Source organism: Pseudomonas sp. Z8(2022) (assembly GCF_025837155.1).
GTDB lineage: Bacteria > Pseudomonadota > Gammaproteobacteria > Pseudomonadales > Pseudomonadaceae > Aquipseudomonas.
Map to the genome: position 1 here is coordinate 822,555 of NZ_CP107549.1, position 18,161 is coordinate 840,715.

General features: G+C 64.9%; 18 protein-coding genes. 6 read left to right on the forward strand and 12 right to left on the reverse strand.

The window, feature by feature from the left end; all coding sequences use genetic code 11:
* Positions 1 to 11: 11 nt before the first annotated feature.
* The gene (locus OEG79_RS03920; protein ID WP_264147525.1) at positions 12 to 1,160 is read right to left on the reverse strand and encodes an efflux RND transporter periplasmic adaptor subunit; all 1,149 of its coding nucleotides are present in this window, start codon (positions 1,158 to 1,160) and stop codon (positions 12 to 14) included.
* Positions 1,161 to 1,338: 178 nt separating this feature from the next.
* Here OEG79_RS03920 and OEG79_RS03925 point away from each other — a divergent pair, with 178 nt between their 5' ends.
* Positions 1,339 to 1,992 carry a TetR family transcriptional regulator gene (locus tag OEG79_RS03925; protein WP_264147526.1) on the forward strand — a complete coding sequence of 218 codons (654 nt, stop codon included), beginning with the start codon at positions 1,339 to 1,341 and terminating at the stop codon, positions 1,990 to 1,992.
* Positions 1,993 to 2,004: 12 nt separating this feature from the next.
* Here OEG79_RS03925 and OEG79_RS03930 read toward each other — a convergent pair whose 3' ends face one another.
* The gene (locus OEG79_RS03930) at positions 2,005 to 3,021 is read right to left on the reverse strand and encodes a zinc-binding alcohol dehydrogenase family protein (protein ID WP_264147527.1); all 1,017 of its coding nucleotides are present in this window, start codon (positions 3,019 to 3,021) and stop codon (positions 2,005 to 2,007) included.
* Between the two features lie 116 nt (positions 3,022 to 3,137).
* Here OEG79_RS03930 and OEG79_RS03935 point away from each other — a divergent pair, with 116 nt between their 5' ends.
* The 4 genes from OEG79_RS03935 to OEG79_RS03950 all read left to right on the forward strand — a co-directional run bounded on the left by OEG79_RS03935 (position 3,138) and on the right by OEG79_RS03950 (position 6,552).
* Entirely contained in the window at positions 3,138 to 4,052 is a 915-nt protein-coding gene (locus tag OEG79_RS03935) for a LysR family transcriptional regulator (protein ID WP_264147528.1), read from the forward strand.
* A gap of 97 nt (positions 4,053 to 4,149) precedes the next feature.
* Positions 4,150 to 4,536 carry a DUF2946 domain-containing protein gene (locus OEG79_RS03940; protein ID WP_264147529.1) on the forward strand — a complete coding sequence of 129 codons (387 nt, stop codon included), beginning with the start codon at positions 4,150 to 4,152 and terminating at the stop codon, positions 4,534 to 4,536.
* Between the two features lie 81 nt (positions 4,537 to 4,617).
* On the forward strand, positions 4,618 to 6,012 hold the full coding sequence (locus OEG79_RS03945; RefSeq protein ID WP_264147530.1) for a PepSY-associated TM helix domain-containing protein: 1,395 nt from the start codon (positions 4,618 to 4,620) through the stop codon (positions 6,010 to 6,012).
* Positions 6,013 to 6,057: 45 nt separating this feature from the next.
* Positions 6,058 to 6,552, forward strand: coding sequence for a copper chaperone PCu(A)C (locus tag OEG79_RS03950; protein ID WP_264147531.1), 495 nt, complete (start codon positions 6,058 to 6,060; stop codon positions 6,550 to 6,552).
* 156 nt (positions 6,553 to 6,708) lie between these two features.
* On the opposite strand, the gene OEG79_RS03955 is transcribed toward OEG79_RS03950, so the two are convergent.
* The 5 genes from OEG79_RS03955 to OEG79_RS03975 all read right to left on the reverse strand — a co-directional run bounded on the left by OEG79_RS03955 (position 6,709) and on the right by OEG79_RS03975 (position 12,320).
* On the reverse strand, positions 6,709 to 7,656 hold the full coding sequence (locus tag OEG79_RS03955; RefSeq protein ID WP_264147532.1) for an adenosine deaminase: 948 nt from the start codon (positions 7,654 to 7,656) through the stop codon (positions 6,709 to 6,711).
* A gap of 296 nt (positions 7,657 to 7,952) precedes the next feature.
* Positions 7,953 to 8,918, reverse strand: coding sequence for a 2-oxoglutarate and iron-dependent oxygenase domain-containing protein (locus OEG79_RS03960; protein ID WP_264147533.1), 966 nt, complete (start codon positions 8,916 to 8,918; stop codon positions 7,953 to 7,955).
* 198 nt (positions 8,919 to 9,116) lie between these two features.
* Positions 9,117 to 10,199, reverse strand: coding sequence for a BMP family ABC transporter substrate-binding protein (locus OEG79_RS03965; RefSeq protein WP_264147534.1), 1,083 nt, complete (start codon positions 10,197 to 10,199; stop codon positions 9,117 to 9,119).
* Positions 10,200 to 10,488: 289 nt separating this feature from the next.
* Positions 10,489 to 11,844, reverse strand: a complete 1,356-nt coding sequence (locus OEG79_RS03970) for an 8-oxoguanine deaminase (RefSeq protein WP_264147535.1) — start codon at positions 11,842 to 11,844, stop codon at positions 10,489 to 10,491.
* A 125-nt stretch (positions 11,845 to 11,969) separates the two neighbouring features.
* Positions 11,970 to 12,320, reverse strand: a complete 351-nt coding sequence (locus tag OEG79_RS03975) for a MerR family transcriptional regulator (RefSeq protein WP_264147536.1) — start codon at positions 12,318 to 12,320, stop codon at positions 11,970 to 11,972.
* An 83-nt stretch (positions 12,321 to 12,403) separates the two neighbouring features.
* On the opposite strand from OEG79_RS03975, the gene OEG79_RS03980 reads away from it, so the two are divergent.
* Positions 12,404 to 12,820, forward strand: coding sequence for a hypothetical protein (locus tag OEG79_RS03980; RefSeq protein WP_264147537.1), 417 nt, complete (start codon positions 12,404 to 12,406; stop codon positions 12,818 to 12,820).
* A gap of 76 nt (positions 12,821 to 12,896) precedes the next feature.
* On the opposite strand, the gene OEG79_RS03985 is transcribed toward OEG79_RS03980, so the two are convergent.
* From OEG79_RS03985 to OEG79_RS04005, 5 genes are all read right to left on the reverse strand, one after another.
* Entirely contained in the window at positions 12,897 to 13,346 is a 450-nt protein-coding gene (locus OEG79_RS03985; protein ID WP_264147538.1) for an REP-associated tyrosine transposase, read from the reverse strand.
* A 143-nt stretch (positions 13,347 to 13,489) separates the two neighbouring features.
* Positions 13,490 to 14,416 carry an ABC transporter permease gene (locus tag OEG79_RS03990; protein WP_264147539.1) on the reverse strand — a complete coding sequence of 309 codons (927 nt, stop codon included), beginning with the start codon at positions 14,414 to 14,416 and terminating at the stop codon, positions 13,490 to 13,492.
* 95 nt (positions 14,417 to 14,511) lie between these two features.
* A complete protein-coding gene (locus OEG79_RS03995) occupies positions 14,512 to 15,609 on the reverse strand; it encodes an ABC transporter permease (protein WP_264147540.1) in 1,098 nt (365 codons plus the stop codon).
* A gap of 10 nt (positions 15,610 to 15,619) precedes the next feature.
* Entirely contained in the window at positions 15,620 to 17,167 is a 1,548-nt protein-coding gene (locus OEG79_RS04000) for an ABC transporter ATP-binding protein (RefSeq protein WP_264147541.1), read from the reverse strand.
* Positions 17,168 to 17,432: 265 nt separating this feature from the next.
* A complete protein-coding gene (locus OEG79_RS04005) occupies positions 17,433 to 18,119 on the reverse strand; it encodes an SDR family oxidoreductase (RefSeq protein WP_264147542.1) in 687 nt (228 codons plus the stop codon).
* Positions 18,120 to 18,161: the final 42 nt, after the last annotated feature.

Below are 18,161 nucleotides of genomic sequence, written 5' to 3' on the forward strand. Positions count from 1 at the left end.
GTACTTCTCCGTTAGTCCTGGCCGTTGGCTTGTTCAGCGTCTTGGGCAGGCTGTTCGGTCTTGACGTTGCTCGCCGGCACGGCCTTCACCTCGACGCCCGGCTGCACGAACTGCAGGCCTTCGGTGATCAGGCGGTCGCCTTCCTTCAGGCCGTCCTCGACCAGCCAGGCACTGCCGGCGGTACGGTCGGCCTTGAGCACGCGCTGTTCCACCTTGTTCTCGGCATTGACCACCATCGCCGTCGGCTCGCCACGCGGGTTGCGGGTCACGCCCTGCTGCGGGGCGAGGATGGCGTTCTGCTTGACCCCGGAAAGCAGCTCGGCATGCACGAACATGCCCGGCAGCAGCAGGTGATCGGGGTTGGGGAACACCGCGCGCAGAGTCACCGAACCGGTGCTTTCGTCCACCGCGACTTCGGAGAATTCCAGGGTGCCTTCATGGGCGTAGCGGCTGCCGTCTTCCAGCTTCAGGGCAACCTTGGCGGCACTCTCGCCGGCCTTCTGCAAGCGACCCTCGGCCAGATCGCGGCGCAGACGCAGCAGCTCCTTGCTCGACTGGGTGACGTCGACGTAGATCGGATCGAGCTGCTGGATGGTGGCCATGGCGCCCGCCTGGCCGTTGCTGACCAGGGCGCCTTCGGTTACTGCGGAACGGCCGATGCGACCGCTGATCGGTGCCAGCACCTTGGTGTAACGCAGGTCGATGCGCGCCTGCTCCAGCGCAGCGTCGGCCTGCAGGCTGGCGGCGCGGGCTTCGTCGTAGGCCTGCTGGCTGACGGCCTTGTCATTGACCAGCAGCTTGTAACGGTCAGCCAGGGACTTGGCGGAAAGCTGCGTGGCCTGGGCGCTCTTGAAGGCTGCCTCGTAGGTGGCCGGGTCGATCTGATACAGCTGCTGGCCTGCCTTGACCTCGCTGCCTTCGGTGAACAGACGCTTCTGGATGATGCCGTTGACCTGCGGGCGTACTTCGGCGATGCGATAGGCGCTGGTACGGCCCGGCACTTCGCTGGTCAGGGCATAGGGTTTGGCTTCGAGCGTGACAACTCCGACCTGGGGCGTTTGCTGAGTCTGGGGGGCGCTGGATTCCTGGCAACCGGTAAGACCGAGCGTTGCCACGGCGATGGCGGAAACCAAGACAGCGAAGGCTGGCTTCGAGTGCATCTGAGACCTCGTTTTTATCGAATCATGGCCCAAAGGGCGAAGGGGGCGAAGGCAGGGAAAAAGCGATGCGGGAATATACTTACGTACGTGAATGTTTGTAAATGCCTAAACCTGCCTGCATACTCTCGCCCTTGCTCCCTGACGGGAGAGTTACAGCGAGGCGAAACCAGGTAGCGAGATGGCCAGAAGAACCAAAGAGGAAGCGCAGGCGACACGGGTACAGATACTCGACGCCGCCGAGCGGGTATTCCATGCCCAGGGCGTTTCCCGTGCGTCTCTGGCCGAAGTGGCGAAGGAAGCCGGCGTCAGCCGCGGCGCCATCTACTGGCATTTCGAGAACAAGATAGACCTGTTTCAGGCCATGCTCGATCGCCTGCGCCTGCCGCTGGAGGAACTGGCGCGTGCCAGTGAGAGTGAGGATGAACCAGATCCGCTGGGCTGCATGCGTGAGCTGCTGGTCAAGGCGCTGACCCGACTGGCGCAGGATTCTCAGAGCCAGCGCATTCACGACATCCTGCGTTACAAATGCGAGTACACCGGCGAGCTGCTGGGCCTGCGTGAACGCATGCAGGAACTTAGCCTTGACTGCGACCTGCGTATCGCCAAGGCGCTGGGTAATGCGGTCAACAAGGGCCAGTTGCCGAGCGACCTGGATTGCGCGCGCGCAGCCATGTGCCTGCACGCCTACATGGAAGGCATCGAGGCCAACTGGCTGCTGGTGCCCAACTTCGACCTGGCGCAACAGGCGCCCGCGCTGGTCGATACCGTGCTGGACATGCTGCGCAGCCCGGCCTTGCGCCTGCTCTCGGTCAAGCCTCAGGCAGACGCTTGAGAGCGGAGCGACTCAGAACCCTTCAAGCACTATCTTGCCTTTCGCCTTGCCGCTTTCCAGCAGTGCATGGGCGCGGCGCAGGTTGGCGGCCTCGATGCGGCCGAAATGCTCACCGAGGGTGGTCCTGATCACGCCGCTGTCGACCAGTTCGGAGACCCGTTGCAGCAGGCGATGCTGCTCGATCATGTCGTCGGTCTGGTACAGCGAGCGGGTGAACATCAGTTCCCAGTGCAGCGACAGGCTCTTGCGCTTGAGCTGCATCACGTCCAGCGGTAGCAGCGGGTCATCGATCAGCGCCAGGCGGCCCTGCGGCAGCAGACACTCGATCAGTTGAGCGTAGTGCTGGTCGGTCTGGGTCAGGCTGGCGACATGGGTGACCTGGCCGACACCGACGCGCGCCAGTTCCTCGCTCAGCGGCTTGCTGTGATCGATCACGTGATGCGCACCCAGCTCGCGGACCCAGGCCTGGGTTTCCGGACGCGAGGCGGTGCCGATCACGGTCAGGCCGGTCAGGCGCCGCGCCAGTTGAGTGAGGATCGAACCGACACCCCCGGCGGCACCGACGATCAGCAGGCTCTGGCCCTGATCGGCCGAACCTTCGGCGATCTGCAGACGCTCGAACAGCAGTTCCCAGGCGGTGATGGCCGTCAGCGGCAGCGCTGCCGCTTCGGCGAACGACAGGCTGGCGGGCATGGCGCCGACGATGCGTTCATCGACCAGGTGCAGCTCGCTGTTGGCCCCGGCACGGTCGATGGCACCGGCATAGAACACCCGGTCGCCGGGGTGGAACAGGCTCACTGCACTGCCCACCGCCTTGACCACACCGGCAGCGTCCCAGCCGAGTACCTTGGCTGCGCCGTTCTCCGGGGTGACGCCCAGGCGGATCTTGGTGTCGACCGGGTTGACCGAAATCGCCCGAACCTCCACCAGCAGGTCGTGCGGCCCAGGGGAGGGGGCATCCAGTTGCACGTCCAGCAAGGCTTCGGGATGGTCGGCCGGAAGGGATTGGTAGTAGGCGACGGCTTTCATGCTAGGGCTCCTCTAGTGGATTCAGGCAACGTATTCATGGTCATCCGTTCTGCTGGTTGAAAAAAGCGCCTGCCGGTAGAGTCTCTTTCATCATTATTTTGAAAGTGAGTCGCCCCATGCTGCGTTTCGATGACCTACAACTCTTCGTGCGCACTGCCGAAACCGGCAGCCTGTCGGCTGCGGCGCGGCTACTCGACGTATCGCCGGCGGTGGCCAGCGCCGCGCTCAAGCGTCTCGAGCAACAACTGCAGGTGCGTCTGCTGGCGCGCTCGACGCGCAGCCTGCGCCTGACGCCCGAGGGTGAGCTGTATCTGGTCCACGCCCGCCTGGCCTTGCAGAGCCTGGAGGAGGGGCGCCAGCAACTGGCCGGCAGCCAGGACGGCATTCGTGGCGTGTTGCAGCTGTCGGCACCCTCGGACTTCGGCCGCAACACGTTGCTGTCCTGGCTGGACGAGTTCCAGGGCGAGCATCCGCAACTGCAGCTGCGCCTGCTGCTCGCCGACCGTGTCGCCGATCTGTTCCGCGAGCCGGTGGATATCGCCCTGCGCTATGGCGCGCCGGAAGACTCCAGTCTGGTGGCCCTGCCGGTGGCGCCGGACAACCGCCGGGTTCTTTGCGCTTCGCCGGCCTATCTGGCCAAGCACGGCGCGCCGCATACGGTGGAGGATCTGCGCCAGCACAACTGCCTGCTGTACATGCTGCACGGTCGCGTGCATGACCGCTGGCGCTTTCAGGACGGCAAGCGCGAGGTGGTCATGAGCGTTGCCGGCAACCGGGTGTGCGACGATGCCGATGTCACCCGGCGCTGGGCCGTGGGCGGGCAGGGCGTGGTGTACAAGTCCTGGCTGGACGTGGCCGACGACGTGCGCGAGGGGGGGCTGCAGGTGCTGCTGCCCGCCTGGCTGGGCGAGCCGACGCCGCTGTATCTGGTCTGTGCGCACCGCGCTCAGCTGAGCAAGGCGGTGCATCTGCTGCGCGAGTTCCTCCAGTTGCGCTGCGGGACCCTGCTGGCGGTGGCGCCCTGGCGTTGACGATAAAGTGCCAAGCGCCTGCTAGACTCTCGTACCAGGCTTCTGCGGCAACGTACCGCAGTGTTGCGTTGCCATCCTCTGTTTAGAGTCACGCCCCATGAAAATGGCCCGCAAAGACCGCTCACTGACCGCCTGGGTGCTGTACTTCAGCATTCTGTTCAGTGCGTTCGTCTGCGCCATCAGCCACGGTCAGATGGCCGGCTTGCAGCTTAGTGGTCTGGACGGTCAGTACTGTTCGTTCGAGGGCAACTTCGGCGCAGGGGCTGATCTGGACGGCTCCGGCATCGTCGCCTCGAACCCGGCCACCGGCTCCAACTGCGCTCTGGCCAGCCTGTTCAGCGCAATCATTCTCGCGGCCTTCTTCGGTCTGTTCGGACGGCTGGCCGGCGAGTGCGGCTGGCCGTTGTCCGTGCTGCATCTGCCGCGCATCACCCGTTATCGCTGGCCTCCGGCCAATCCCCGCGCTTCTCCTTTGTTCGCCTGATCCGTCCGCCCGTTCCGGGCGTCCCTATCATGCGAATGCCTGACCGCGCGTCGACGACCGCGGCGGGCTGGAGAAAGCTTCATGGCGTCTTCCCCCGATTGCACAGCACCTGCTCGTGCGGCACCGTCTTTCTACAACCTGGCCTGGCGCTGGCATTTCTATGCCGGGTTGTTCGTCATCCCGTTCATGATCCTGTTGCCGATCACCGGGATGATCTATCTATTCAAACCGCAGCTCGACACCTGGCTGTACCCGCAACTGATGCTGGTACCGGCGGCCGAGCAGCGCGTCAGCGCCGACCAGCAGCTGGCCTTGGTCGAGCAGTTGTATCCCGGTGCCTCGGTGAGTAAGTACCTGCCACCGGTCGGCGAGGGACGCAGCGCGCAGTTCGTCATCGAGCATGATGGCCGCCCGCTCAACCTGTTCGTCGATCCCTACCGCGGCACGCTGCTCGGCGAGCAGGACGGACATTGGAACCTGCAGGCCGTGGCGCGCACCCTGCACGGCGACCTGATGATCGGCACCCTGGGCGATCGGCTGATCGAACTGGCTGCCGGCTGGGGCATCGTGCTGGTGGTGTCCGGCCTGTACCTGTGGTGGCCGCGCGGCAACAACCCGGCCGGCATACTCTGGCCGCGCCTGCATGCCCGAGGGCGCCTGCTGTGGCGTGACCTGCATGCAGTGACCGGGTTCTGGGGCTCCCTGCTGCTGTTGTTCATGTTGCTCACCGGGATGACCTGGACCGGCTTCTGGGGCGCCCAGTTCGCCGGTGCCTGGAACCAGTTTCCTGCGGCGATGTGGGATGACGTGCCGAAGTCCGGGCAGCTTGCCGGCAGCCTCAACAGCAGCCGCGAGCAGACCGTTTCCTGGGCAGCAGAGGTTACGCCGCTGCCGACATCCGATGCGCATGCCGCGCATCGCGGCCATGCCGGTCACGACCAGGGTCCGGCGGCGCCACGCATCAGCCTGCAGCAGGTGGTCGATAGCGCCGATGCGCGTGGTGTGCAGCGCGGCTACAGCATCAGCTTCCCGCAGGGCGCCAGCGGCGTATACAGCGTCGCGTTGTTCGCCGATGACCCGCGCAACGACGCCACCCTGCATCTGGACCAATACAGCGGCGAGGTGCTGGCCGATGTGCGCTGGGCGGACTACGGCATGGTGGCGCGGGCAGTGGAGAGCGGGGTGAAGCTGCACGAGGGCAAGATGTTCGGCCTGGCCAACCAGATCCTGATGGCGCTGGTCTGCCTGCTGATCCTCTTCAGCGCGTTCAGCGGCTTGGTGATCTGGTGGAAGCGCCGCCCGGCCGGTCGCCTCGGTGTGCCGCCGCTGCGCCATGACCTGCCGCGCTGGAAGGCCGCCATCGGCGTGATGATCCTGCTGGGCATGGTCTTTCCACTGGTGGGCGCCTCGCTGTTGCTGATGTGGGCGCTCGACCGTTCCTTGGGCCTGCTGCCCGGAACCCGACTCACCAACTGAAGACGTGCCATGTTTTTCAACGATACCAACCCGGAGACAACTCATATGAACCTGCGCAAAACCCTGCTGGGCCTTGCTCTGATCCTGCCCGCAACGCTGGCCCAGGCCCACGAGTACGAAGTCGGCCAGCTGCATGTCGATCACCCCTGGTCGCGCGAGATGCCACCGGTGGCACCGACCGCCGCGGCCTATTTCGTGGTGCACAACAAGGGCAACGAGGCCGATCGCCTGCTCGGCGCCAGTACCCCGGCGGCCGGCAAGGCCGAGCTGCACGAGCACGTACACGCAGATGGCGTGATGAAGATGCAGCAGGTCCAGGACGTTGCCATCCCTGCGGGTGGCGAAGTGAAGTTCGAGCCCATGGGCTACCACGTCATGCTGTTCAACCTGAAGCAGCAGGCCAGGGATGGTGAGCGCTTCCCGCTGACCCTGACGTTCGAGAAGGCCGGCAGCGTAGAGGTGGAGGTGGCCGTGCAGCGAGAGGCGCCGACCGGCCATGACCATGCTGCCGGTCACGGCGCGGGCAAGCACCAGCACTGATGATCACGGCGCGCAGACGGACCTTCGCTGCCCATCTCCGGCTGCTGGCGTTCGTCCTGCATCGGCGAACCAGGGCGTACGCTTTGGGCCAAGGTCGATTTCGACTTCTGAGGCAGGTGGGACCATGCCCGGCAGGATCGCCCTGCCGGGCATGCTTCAGGCCAGGCGCGCGTCCATACTGTTTTGCGCCAGACGCCTGGCCTGATCCTCGGTCATGCCCAGGTGCTCATGCAGGGCGGCGAAATTCTCGCTGACGTAACCGCCGAAGTAGGCCGGATCGTCCGAGTTCACCGTTACCTTCACGCCGCGCTCGAGCATTTCCAGGATGTTGTGCTGGCTCATGTGCTCGAACACGCACAGCTTGATGTTGGACAGCGGGCAGACGGTCAGCGGGATCTGCTCGTCGATGATGCGCTGCATCAGGCGTTCATCCTCGATGGCGCGCACGCCGTGGTCGATGCGCTTGATCTTGAGCAGGTCCAGCGCCTCCCAGATGTATTCGGGCGGGCCCTCTTCACCGGCGTGCGCCACCGCGTGCAGGCCTTCGCTGCGCGCCTTGGCGAATACCCGCTCGAACAGGCGCGGCGGGAAGCCTTTCTCCGAACTGTCGAGGCCAACGCCGATAAAGGCATCGCGAAACGGCATGGCCTGTTCCAGAGTCTTGAACGCCTCTTCCTCGGGCAGATGGCGCAGGAAGCTGAGGATCAGCCCGTGACTGATGCCCAGCTGCTTCTCGCCGTCACGCAGCGCCTGCTGGATGCCGCGCAGCACCACCTCGAAGGGAATGCCGCGGTCGGTGTGGGTTTGCGGATCGAAGAACGGCTCGACATGGATGACGTTCTGTTCCTTGCACCTGAGCAGATAGGCCCAGGTCAGGTCGTAGAAGTCCTGCTCGGTGCGCAGCACGTTGGCGCCCTGGTAGTAGAGGTCGAGAAATTCCTGCAGGTTGTTGAAGGCATACGCCGCGCGCAGGGTTTCGACATCGCTCCAGGGCAGGGCGATCCGGTTGCGTTCGGCCAGGGTGAACAGCAGCTCGGGCTCCAGCGAACCCTCCAGATGCAGGTGCAGTTCCGCCTTGGGCAGGGCATTGAGCCATTCGGGCATGGTCGGTTCTCGTTGTCAGGCTTGGGATCGGCAAAGTTTAACTGCTCGGACAGGATCACGCTGCGCCACCTGGCCTGCCGTGTGGGTGGTTATCGTTTTTCATGTCCACCGATTAGGGATGCTGCGGTGTCGAAATGGTGGATGAAAAAAGCGTCATACACCCCAGGCGGCTGTTCTCCCGCTCGGGGCGTGGGAGTCATCATCATGCCGGTTGTGTCTTGAGTATCCTGTAGGAGCGGATTCATCCGCGAATTTCGAGACTGAAGTCGCTCCTACAGTTGGCAGCGACGGCGGCTTCAGCCCTGCGTTTGCACACGCCGATAGGCATAGGTATCGGCGAAGCGCGACAACAGGTACTCGGCGCTGGTGACCGGCGGATATTTGGCCGGGTTGTCCGCGCTGGAGCAGTTCGGCAAACAGTCGATCAGTGTGTCCGGATGCGGTTCGGCGAAGAACGGCATGGAGTAGCGATCCACCCCCAGCGGGCTGATCACCCGGTGCGGCGTCGAGGTGTAACGGTCATTGCTCCAGCGCGCCATCATGTCGCCGATGTTGACCACGAAACTGCCGGCAATCGGCGGCGCGTCGATCCACTCGCCGTTGCGCGCGCGCACCTGCAGGCCGCCGGCGTCATCCTGGTAGAGCAGGGTGATGCAGCCGTAATCGGTATGCGCGCCGGCGCCCTGCTGCTCGGCACTGCTGGCGGTGTGGCGAGGCGGGTAGTGGATCATGCGCAGCACGCTGATCGGCTCGTGGAAGCGTGCATCGAAGAAGTCGTGCTCGATGTCCAGGGCCATGGCCATGGCGCGCAGCAGGGTCCTGGCCAGGGCCTGCATGTCGGCGTAATGGGTTTCCATCAGCTCGGCCCAGCCCGGCAGGTCTGGGTGCCGGTTAGGCCCACGCAGCGGTTTGCCGGCCAATACCTCCGGATGGTCGGCAGGCATATGGAAACCCATGTCGAAGGTTTCCTTCAGATCGCTCGGCTTGCTCGGGTCGAGCTGCTCGGTGGCGATGGCGCCGTAGCCACGGTGGTGGATGGTCTGTGTGATGTCGATCCTGAGTTTTTCTTCGGCGGGCAGGGCGAAGAAGCTCTTCGCGGCATCGAGCAAGGCGTCGATGCGTTCTGCGCCGATCGGATGGCCGATGATGTAGAAGAAGCCCCAGTCGCGGCAGGCGCGGTCGATCTGCTGAGCCACGGCGGGCCAGGCGGATGCGTCGTTGGCGTAGAGCGGGGCGATGTCGATGATGGGCAGTGCGTTCATATTGAGCCTCGGGCGGGCGGTGCTGCGAGTCTTCTCGTACCCAGGGCAGCGGAAAGAGACCTCGGATGAGATCCCCTTGATGCGGTTCTGCCGGTAGCAGGGACGGCATCGGTGGTTTTGGGTCATCGCGGCTGAAGCGGAGTGCCGCCCAGCCGCTCCCACGGAGGTAGGAGCGGCTTCAGCCGCAAGGCTATGCGCTTACTTCGGCAGCTCGGCTTTCACGTTTTCCACGTAGTAGTTCATCGAGGCCAGTTCGGCGGTGGTCGCGCTCACGCCTTCGGCGATACGCACTGCGCCGCTCTGATCCTTGATCGGGCCGGTGAAGGGGTGGAACTTGCCGCTGCGAATGTCGGCGATGATCTGCTCGGCCTCGCTCTTCACATCGGCCGGCACCAGGTCGCTGATCGGCAGGGCGATGGTGTCTTCGGCCAGGCCACCCCAGAAATCCTCAGGCTGCCAGGTACCGTCGATCAGCGCCTGGGTGGATTTCACGTAGTGGGGGCCCCAGTCGTTGACGATGGAGGTGAGCACGGCCTTCGGCCCGAAATGGGCCATGTCCGAGGCGTAGCCGATGGAGTAGATGCCGCGACGCTCGGCGGTCTGGATCGGCGCCGGGCTGTCGGTGTGCTGGAACATCACGTCCACGCCCTGATCGATCAGCGCATTGGCAGCATCGGATTCCTTGCCCGGATCGAACCAGGTGTTGACCCACACCACCTTGATCTCGGTGCCGGGATTGTATTTGTCCAGGGCCAGCTGGATGGCGTTGATGTCGCGGATCACTTCCGGGATCGGGAACGACGCGACATAGCCGACCTTCTTGGTCTTGGTCATCTTCGCCGCGAGGAAACCGCCAACGTAGCGGCCTTCATAGGAGCGTGACAGGTAGGTGCCGACGTTCTTGTCCTGCTTGTAGCCGGTGGCGTGTTCGAAGGTGACCTTGGGGAATTGCTTGGCCACCTTGAGGGTCGGGTTCATGTAGCCGAAGGAGGTGGTGAAGATCAGGTCGAAGCCGCTCTTGGCCATGTTGCGGATCACCCGCTCGGCGTCGGCACCTTCCGGCACGTTCTCGACGAAGCTGGTACTGACCTTGTCGCCCATTTCCTTGACCAGCATCTGCCGGCCCTGTTCGTGCTGGTAAGTCCAGCCATGGTCGCCGATGGGGCCGATGTAGACGAAGCCGACCTTCAGCGGATCGGCGGCGGAGGCGCTGAACATGGCGCCAAAGCCCAGGGCGGCGACAAGGGTGCGCAGCAGCGGTTTCTTGCTCTTCTCGAACATGGTGGATGCAACTCCAGTCTTGGTATTGGGATGGCCTTTGGTTGGCTGATCCCATGACTGCAAAAAGCTGACCAACAAGACAGATAGGCGCGCTGCTGCCGTTCTGGCTACTGGTCTGGCTCGATGCTGGAGCTGGATTGGTGCGCGGTGTTGTGACGTGTCGTGTTGTGGTGCATAGAGACTCGTCAATGGCGGTCGCGGCTAAAGCCCCTCCCACAAGAACAGCGCCAACAGGTGGATGGGCTTTTGTGGGAGGGGCTTCAGCCGCGACTCAGGCAGTTAGCGGATGTCAGCCGTTGATCAGCTCACGCGCCGCCTGACGGTGGTCGGCGATCAGCTGCGCCACATCCAGGCCTTCGATCTGCCCGTCGATGACGCGCCAGGTGCCGCCGATCATCATCCGGTCGGCGCGGTCGGCACCGCACAGCAGCAGCGCCGAGAGTGGGTCGTGACTGCCGGAGAAACGCAGCTCATCGAGTTTGAACAGCGCCAGGTCGGCCTGCTTGCCCACCGCCAGCTCGCCGATGTCGTCGCGGCCCAGTAACTTCGCCGAGCCCTTGCTGGCCCAGCCAAGCACGCGGTGCGGGGTGATCTGCTCGGCGCCGTAGCGCAGGCGCTGGATATACAGGGCCTGGCGCGCTTCGAGGATCATGTTCGAGGCATCGTTGGAGGCCGAGCCGTCGACGCCCAGACCCAGCGGCGCACCGGCGGCCTCCAGCTCGACGCTGGGGCAGATGCCGGAGGCCAGGCGCATGTTGGAGCTGGGGCAATGGCAGATGCCGGTGCCGGCGGCGCCCAGACGGGTGATTTCGTCCGGATTGAAGTGGATGCCATGGGCCAGCCAGGTGCGCGGGCCGAGCCAGCCGACGCTGTCCAGGTAATCCACGGTGCGCAGGCCGAAACGCTGCAGGCAGAAGTCTTCCTCGTCGAGGGTTTCGGCCAGGTGGGTGTGCAGGCGTACGTCCAGTTCCTCGGCCAGCTCGGCGCTCTGGCGCATGATTTCCTGAGTCACCGAGAAGGGTGAGCAGGGCGCCAGGGCGATCTGGATCTGCGCCCCGTCGCCACGCTGGTGGTACTGGCCGATCAGGCGCTGGCTGTCCGCCAGGATCACCTCACCCTGCTGCACCGTCTGCTGCGGTGGCAGGCCGCCGTCGGCTTCGCCCAGGCTCATCGAGCCGCGCGTGAGCATGGCGCGCATGCCCAGTTCGCGTACTGCCTCGACCTGCACGTCGATGGCATTCTCCAGGCCGCCCGGGAACAGGTAATGATGATCGGCCGCCGTGCTGCAGCCGGACAGCAGCAGTTCGGCCAGCGCCACCTTGCTGGCCAGGGCCAGTTTCTCCGGGGTGAGGCGTGCCCAGACCGGGTAAAGCGTCTTCAGCCAGGGGAACAGCGGCTGGTTGACCACCGGCGCCCAGGCGCGGGTGAGGGTCTGGTAGAAGTGATGGTGGGTGTTGACCAGGCCCGGCAGCACCACGTGCTCGCGCGCATCGAACACCTGCTGGCAGGGCGCGGCAGGCTGCTGGCCGGCGCCGAGCACTTCGGCGATACGGCCGCCCTCGATCACCAGACCGCCGGAGGCGTCCAGGTCGTTGGCAGTGAAGATGGCGAGGGGGTTCTTGATCCAGATACGGGTAGCTGCCATGAGCAGGCTCCTCTGAGGTTGATGTCAGGTAAGCCAGCTCAGTGTTGACCCTGTCTGCTGATCCAGGTGCGCCGGAATCGACGTGCGGCGAAGGTAACTGACCTCGGGGTCAGCATGCAACCGTGTCAGGCGCGCAGTGGGCAGCTGGTGGCCAGGCGCTGCAGCAACTCGTTGCGCAGTTGTTGCAGCTCGTCGATGCGGCTCTCGATCAGCGCCAGCTTGTTCTGCAGCAATCGAGTCACGGCCTGATCCGGGTCGCTGGCCTGCCACAGGCCGCCGATATGCCCGCTGATCTCGCCGAGGCTGAAACCCAGGCGCTGCGCGGTCTTGATGTAGGTGACCAGTTGCACCATCTCGACGGGGTAGTCGCGGTAGCCGTTGGCGCTGCGCCGCGCGGCGATCAGCCCGCGCTGCTCGTAGAAGCGCAGGGTGTCGCGGCTTACTTCACAGGCCTCGGCCAGTTCTCCGATTCGCATCTTTTTGCCCGGTGGGGGTGTTGACCCTGGAGCATACTCCAGGGCTTAGCCTGAGTGCTCCTTCAATGACTGGAGCAACACCCATGTGGAGTCCCGAACACTATCGTCGCCTGGTGCGGGCCAGCGGCTGGTACGACCTGCTGGTGACCGCCGCCTTCGTCACGCCCTGGAGTTTCATGGCCTTGCACGGCCTGCTGCTGAGTCTGCACCAGAGCCTGGGCTTGCCGGGCACGTTGCCGCCGTTCGAGCCGATGCACCTGCTGCTGGCCAACCTGATGGGTTCGATCGTCTGCGTCTGGTCGGTGCTGCGCATCCGCGACCCGCAAGCCGTGTTCGGCCGCTATGACGCGGCCGCTCGCCTGCTGTTCGCCACTTGGCAGATCTACGCGCTGATGCATGGCGCGACGCCGTTGATCGCGATCTTTCTGGTCTTCGAACTGGCCTGGGCTGTGGCGCAGTTGTGGCCGGTCAGATTGACGCAACAGACTTTTCGCGGCTGAAGCCGATCCCACGGTGATATGTGACACCGTGGGATCGGCTTTTGTGGGAGGGGCTTCAGCCGCGACCCTCTCAAGCTCAGAGCCACACCGAATCCCACAATGGATAATCGCCAATCCGGCTGACCAGACCTGCCCTTAAGGGATTGGCGACGATGTACCGCGCGGCGGGCAGAACATCTTCTTCGCGGCGTAGCGCTCGGTCATGAAACCCGTCCTGCCAGAGCTTTCCTTGGCGACCTGACAATGTGTTGATTTGCTTGGCACTGCGCCCTTTGATGCGCCGCATCAAGTTGCTGATCGAGCCTTGCTCTAAGGTAATCAGCCAGTGAAGGTGATCCGGCATGAGCGCCCAGGCCAGTGATTCGGCCAGACCTTCTTGCTGGGCAGTTTTCAGTTCCGCGACGACGAGTCGACCCACAGTGAAGCCCGAAAACAGCATTTCGCGGTTTTCGGTCGTCGTGGTGAGGAGATAGATGCGCTGCGTTTCCGAGAAACGTCCGGCACGCAAGCTGGCTGAGTGGGGCATTCCTTTGCCTACCGATCAGGGTGTGACAAAGGTATAGCCTAAAAAGGCTTGTCGCGGCTAAAGCCCCTCCCACGGTGCTATGTGACGCCGTGGGGTGGGCTTCTGTGGGAGGGGCTTCAGCCGCGACTAGTAACGGTTGAACCTCAATGCCCCGGCTGCCACGGCTGACCCAGCGACACCGGCGCATACAGCCGGGTCTTGATTGCGTCGCGCGAGAGCAGCACCAGCACCACGATGGTGGCGACGTAGGGCAGCATGGCCAGCAGATTCGACGGGATCGACAGGCCGATGCCCTGCGCCACCAGATGGAGAATGCTGGCCAGGCCGAACAGGTAGGCACCAAGCAGTACGCGGAAGACGCGCCAGCTGGCGAACACTACCAGCGCCAGGGCGATCCAGCCGCGTCCGGCGGTCATGTTCTCCGCCCACATCGGCGTGTAGGCCAGCGACAGGTAGCCGCCCGCGAGGCCGGCCATGGCGCCGCCGAACAGCACCGCCAGGGTGCGCACGCGTAGCACCGGCAGGCCCATGGCGCTGGCGGCGTCCGGGTTCTCGCCGACGGCCTGGATGATCAGACCGATGCGGCTTTTCAGCAGCACCCAGGCCACCAGGGCGAACAGGGCGAAGGACAGATAGATCAGCACGTCCTGGGCGAACAGCATGCGTCCGATCAGCGGGATATCGGCCAGCAGCGGGATGACGATGGGCTCGAAACCGGCCAGCGGCTTGCCGACCCAGGCGGCGCCGACGAAGGTGGACAGACCGACGCCGAAGATGGTCAGGGCCAGGCCGGTAGCCACCTGGTTGGCGTTGAAACCCAGCGCCACGGCGGCGAACAGCAGCGACAGCAGCATGCCGGCGACGATGGCCAGCAGCACACCCAGCCACAGGCTGCCGGTGCTGAAGGCGACGATAAAGCCGATTACCGCGCCGAACAGCATCATGCCTTCCTGGCCGAGGTTGAGTACGCCGCTCTTTTCGCACACCAGTTCGCCAAGGGCGACCAGCAGTAGCGGCGTGCCGGTGCGCACCATGGCGTAGAAGATGTTGGTCAACAGATCGAGATCCATGGGGTTTCCTTTGCAGTCAGGCTCTTTGTGGGAGGCGCTTCAGCGGCGAGCTTTTGTCGCGGCTAAAGCGGAGTGCCGCCCAGCCACTCCCGCAGTCAGTTGGTTGCCTCGGTGAGCTTCTCGCGCTTCGTCCATTTCCACTTCAGCCTTGGTCGGTAGAGGATCAGTACGTCACAGGCCAGCAGGTAGAACAGCATCATTCCCTGGAACAGCTGGGTGATCGCCTGTGGCAGATTGAGGTTCATCTGTGCGTTCTCGCCGCCCAGGTAGAGCAGCGCCATCAGCAGGCTGGCGGCAACGATGCCGAGCGGATTGAGGCGGCCGAGAAACGCCACGGTGATCGCCGCGTAGCCATAGCCGGGCGACACCTGCGGTACCAGTTGGCCAATTGGCCCGGCCACTTCGCCGACGCCCGCCATGCCGGCCAGCGCGCCGCTGACCAGCAGGGCGAACCACACCAGACGCTTCTCGCGAAAGCCCACGAAGCCGGCGGCACGGCTGTCCAGGCCCAGCACCCTGATCTGGAAGCCGAGAAAACTCTTGTGCAGCAGCACCCACACCGCCACCAGGGCCAGCAGCGCCAGGTACAGGCCGCCATGCAGGCGCCCGTCCTCGCTGACCAGCGGCAGGCGGCTGGCATCGCCGAACATCGCCGACTCGGGGAAGTTGAAACCGGCCGGGTCTTTCAGCGGGCCATGCACGAAGAACAGCAGCAGGTTCAGCGCGATGTAATTGAGCATGATGCTGGTGAGGATTTCGTTGGCGTTGAACTGCGTGCGCAGCCAGGCGGTGAGCCCGGCCCAGGCCGCACCGGCGCCGGTACCGGCCAGCACCACCCAGGCCAGTGCCCAGCGGCTTTCCCAGTCGATCAGTTGCAGCGCCATGGCGCTGCCGGCCAGCGCGCCGATCAGCAACTGGCCTTCGGCGCCGATGTTCCAGATACGCGCCTGGTAGGCCACCGCCAGGCCCAGGGCGCAGAGCAAAATTGGCAGCGCCTTGACCAGCAGTTCGGAGACACCATACCAGTCGCTGACCGGGGCGATCAGCAGAGTGTGCAGGGTTTCCAGCGGGTCATGACCGAGCAGGGTGAACAGCAGTACGCCGCTGACCAGGGTCAGTACGGCGGCCAACAGCGGCGACAGCCAGAGCATGGGGCGCGACTCCTGGCCGCGCGGTTCCAGGGATAACAACATGACGGCTCCGTCAGCAGGCCGCAGCGGCGGCGGGTTGATCGAATTCACCGGCCATCCAGCGGCCGACTTCCACGGTGGACACCTGCGCCGTCTCGGCCAGCGGTGACAGCCGTCCGCTGCATAGCGCGCCGATTCGGTCGCTGATCTGGAACAGCTCGTCGAGGTCTTCGGAGATCACCAGAATCGCCGCGCCGGCATCGCGCAGGGCGATCAGTGCACGGTGAATGGCGGCGGCCGCGCCGACGTCCACGCCCCAGGTCGGGTGCGCGGCCACCAGCAGTTTCGGCTTCTGCAGGATCTCGCGGCCGAGGATGAATTTCTGCAGATTGCCGCCTGACAGGCTGCGCGCGGCGGTATCGGCATCCGGGGTCTTCACCGCGAAGCGGCGGATGATCTCGTCGGCCAGCGCGCGCACCTTGCCGCGCTGCACCAGGCCGCCCTTGACCAGACCCTGACCGAAGGCGGTGAGCAGGGCGTTATCGGCCAGGCTCATCTCCGGCACCGCGCCGTGGCCGAGGCGCTCGGCGGGGACGAAGGCCAGGCCAAGCTGGCGCCGCGCATCGGGATGCAGGTTGGCTACCGGGGCGGTATCGAGGCTGACCCGCTCGCGTTCGCCGCGGGGCAGGCGGGTTTCGCCGCTGAGCAGGGCGAGCAGTTCGTCCTGGCCATTGCCGGCCACCCCGGCGATGCCGACGATCTCGCCACTGCGTACTTCCAGGCGAATACGTTCGAGCGAGCAGCCGAAGGGATCGGGGTTGTGCCAGCTCAGATCATCGACGCGCAGCCGCGGCAGACTGCCGCTGACCTTCGGGTAGCTGTTCTCCAGGCCTTCGGCATCGCCGACCATCAGCCGTGCCAGCTCAAGGTCCGAGCACTCGGCCGGCACGCAGTGGCCGGAAACCTGCCCGCCGCGCAGAACCGTGGCGCTCTGGCACAGTGCGCGCACCTCGCCGAGCTTGTGGCTGATGAAGAGGATGCTGCAGCTCTCGGCAGCCAGGCGGCGCAGGGTGACGAACAGCTCGTCGGCCTCCTGCGGGGTGAGTACCGAGGTGGGTTCGTCGAGGATCAGCAGCTTGATGTCCTGCATCAGGCAGCGCACGATCTCCACCCGCTGACGTTCGCCGATGGACAGGCTGTGCACCAGGCGGGTCGGCTCCAGCGCCATGCCGTAGCGCTGCGACACCTCGCGAATCTTCGGCTCCAGCTGCTTCGGCGTGCCGGCAGCCGCGCCCATGGCCAGGGCGATGTTCTCGGCCACACTCAGGGTCTCGAACAGCGAGAAATGCTGGAACACCATGCCGATGCCCAGGCTGCGGGCCATGGCCGGGTCACGCATCGTAAGCCGCTCGCCCTGCCAGCGAATCTCGCCGCTGCTGGGCTGGGTGACGCCGTAGATGATCTTCATCAGCGTGCTCTTGCCGGCGCCGTTCTCGCCGAGCAGGGCGCGGATCTCGCCGGGAGCGATGGTCAGGTCGATACGATCGTTGGCCAGGCAGCCGGGATATTGCTTGCTGATGGCGGTCAGCTGCAGCCGTGGGGAATCGGATGAGGCAGGCATGGAAGGCGCTCGTTGCAATAACTGAGCGTGGCTAAAGCAAAAACTTGGCCATGAGGTCAGAAAAGCTGGCGGCAGGCGTTTGCGTCGGCCGCCTGTTGCGCTTTGTGCGCAGGATTGGTGCGAGTCGTCGCATAGGGTGCGCGGTGCGCACTGCATTCGGGCGCAACTGCTGCGAGGTGCGGATGATCCCTGCGCTCGCTATCAGTGCCTGGTCTGGCGCTGTACGGCCCGCAGCGCGCGGGCCGATAGCCGATGGCGACAGCCCTTACCAGGGCAGCGGATTGCCCTGGTAGTCGAGGTAGCGCAGGCCGGGCTGACCGATGGCGGCACTGACCTGTTCGACCATGCCCTTGCAGCTGCTGGCGATATCCAGCGGGGCATCGGCGCCGCCCATGTCGGTGCGTACCCAGCCCGGGTGCATCAGCAGCACGCCGAGCTGCGGGTTGTCCTGATTGCGTACGAAGCACTGTGCGAGGTGGTTGAGCGCGGCCTTGCTGGCGCCGTACAGCGGCATGCCCAGGCCGGCGCCGGCCTCGATGCTGCCGAGGATCGAACTCATGAACACGATCAGCCCGTGCTCGGGCGAGAGTTGCGGCAGCAGGCGTTCGGCCACCCGCAGCGGGGCGACGGCGTTGGTCAGGAACAGGTGGCCCATTTCTTCGGCGCTGGCCTGTGCGGTGCTGTGGTGCGCGGGGCCGGCCACTCCGGCGTTGACGAAGATGACGTCGAACTGCTGGCCGTTCAGGCGCTCGGCCAGTTGTTCCAGACTGTCCGCGTCGGTCATCTCCAGCTGTTCTGCACATACCCCGGGCAGCGCCTGCAGCGGCGCTTGTTGTGCGGTGCTGCGCACGGTGGCGGTAACGGCCCAGCCCCGGGCGGCGAATTCGCTGGCCAGACCCAGGCCGAGGCCGCGTGAGGCACCGATGATCAGGATGGATCGGGGCGCAGTCATATCGGGCTCCATGACGGATGAGGGAGGCGCATCAGCATAGCG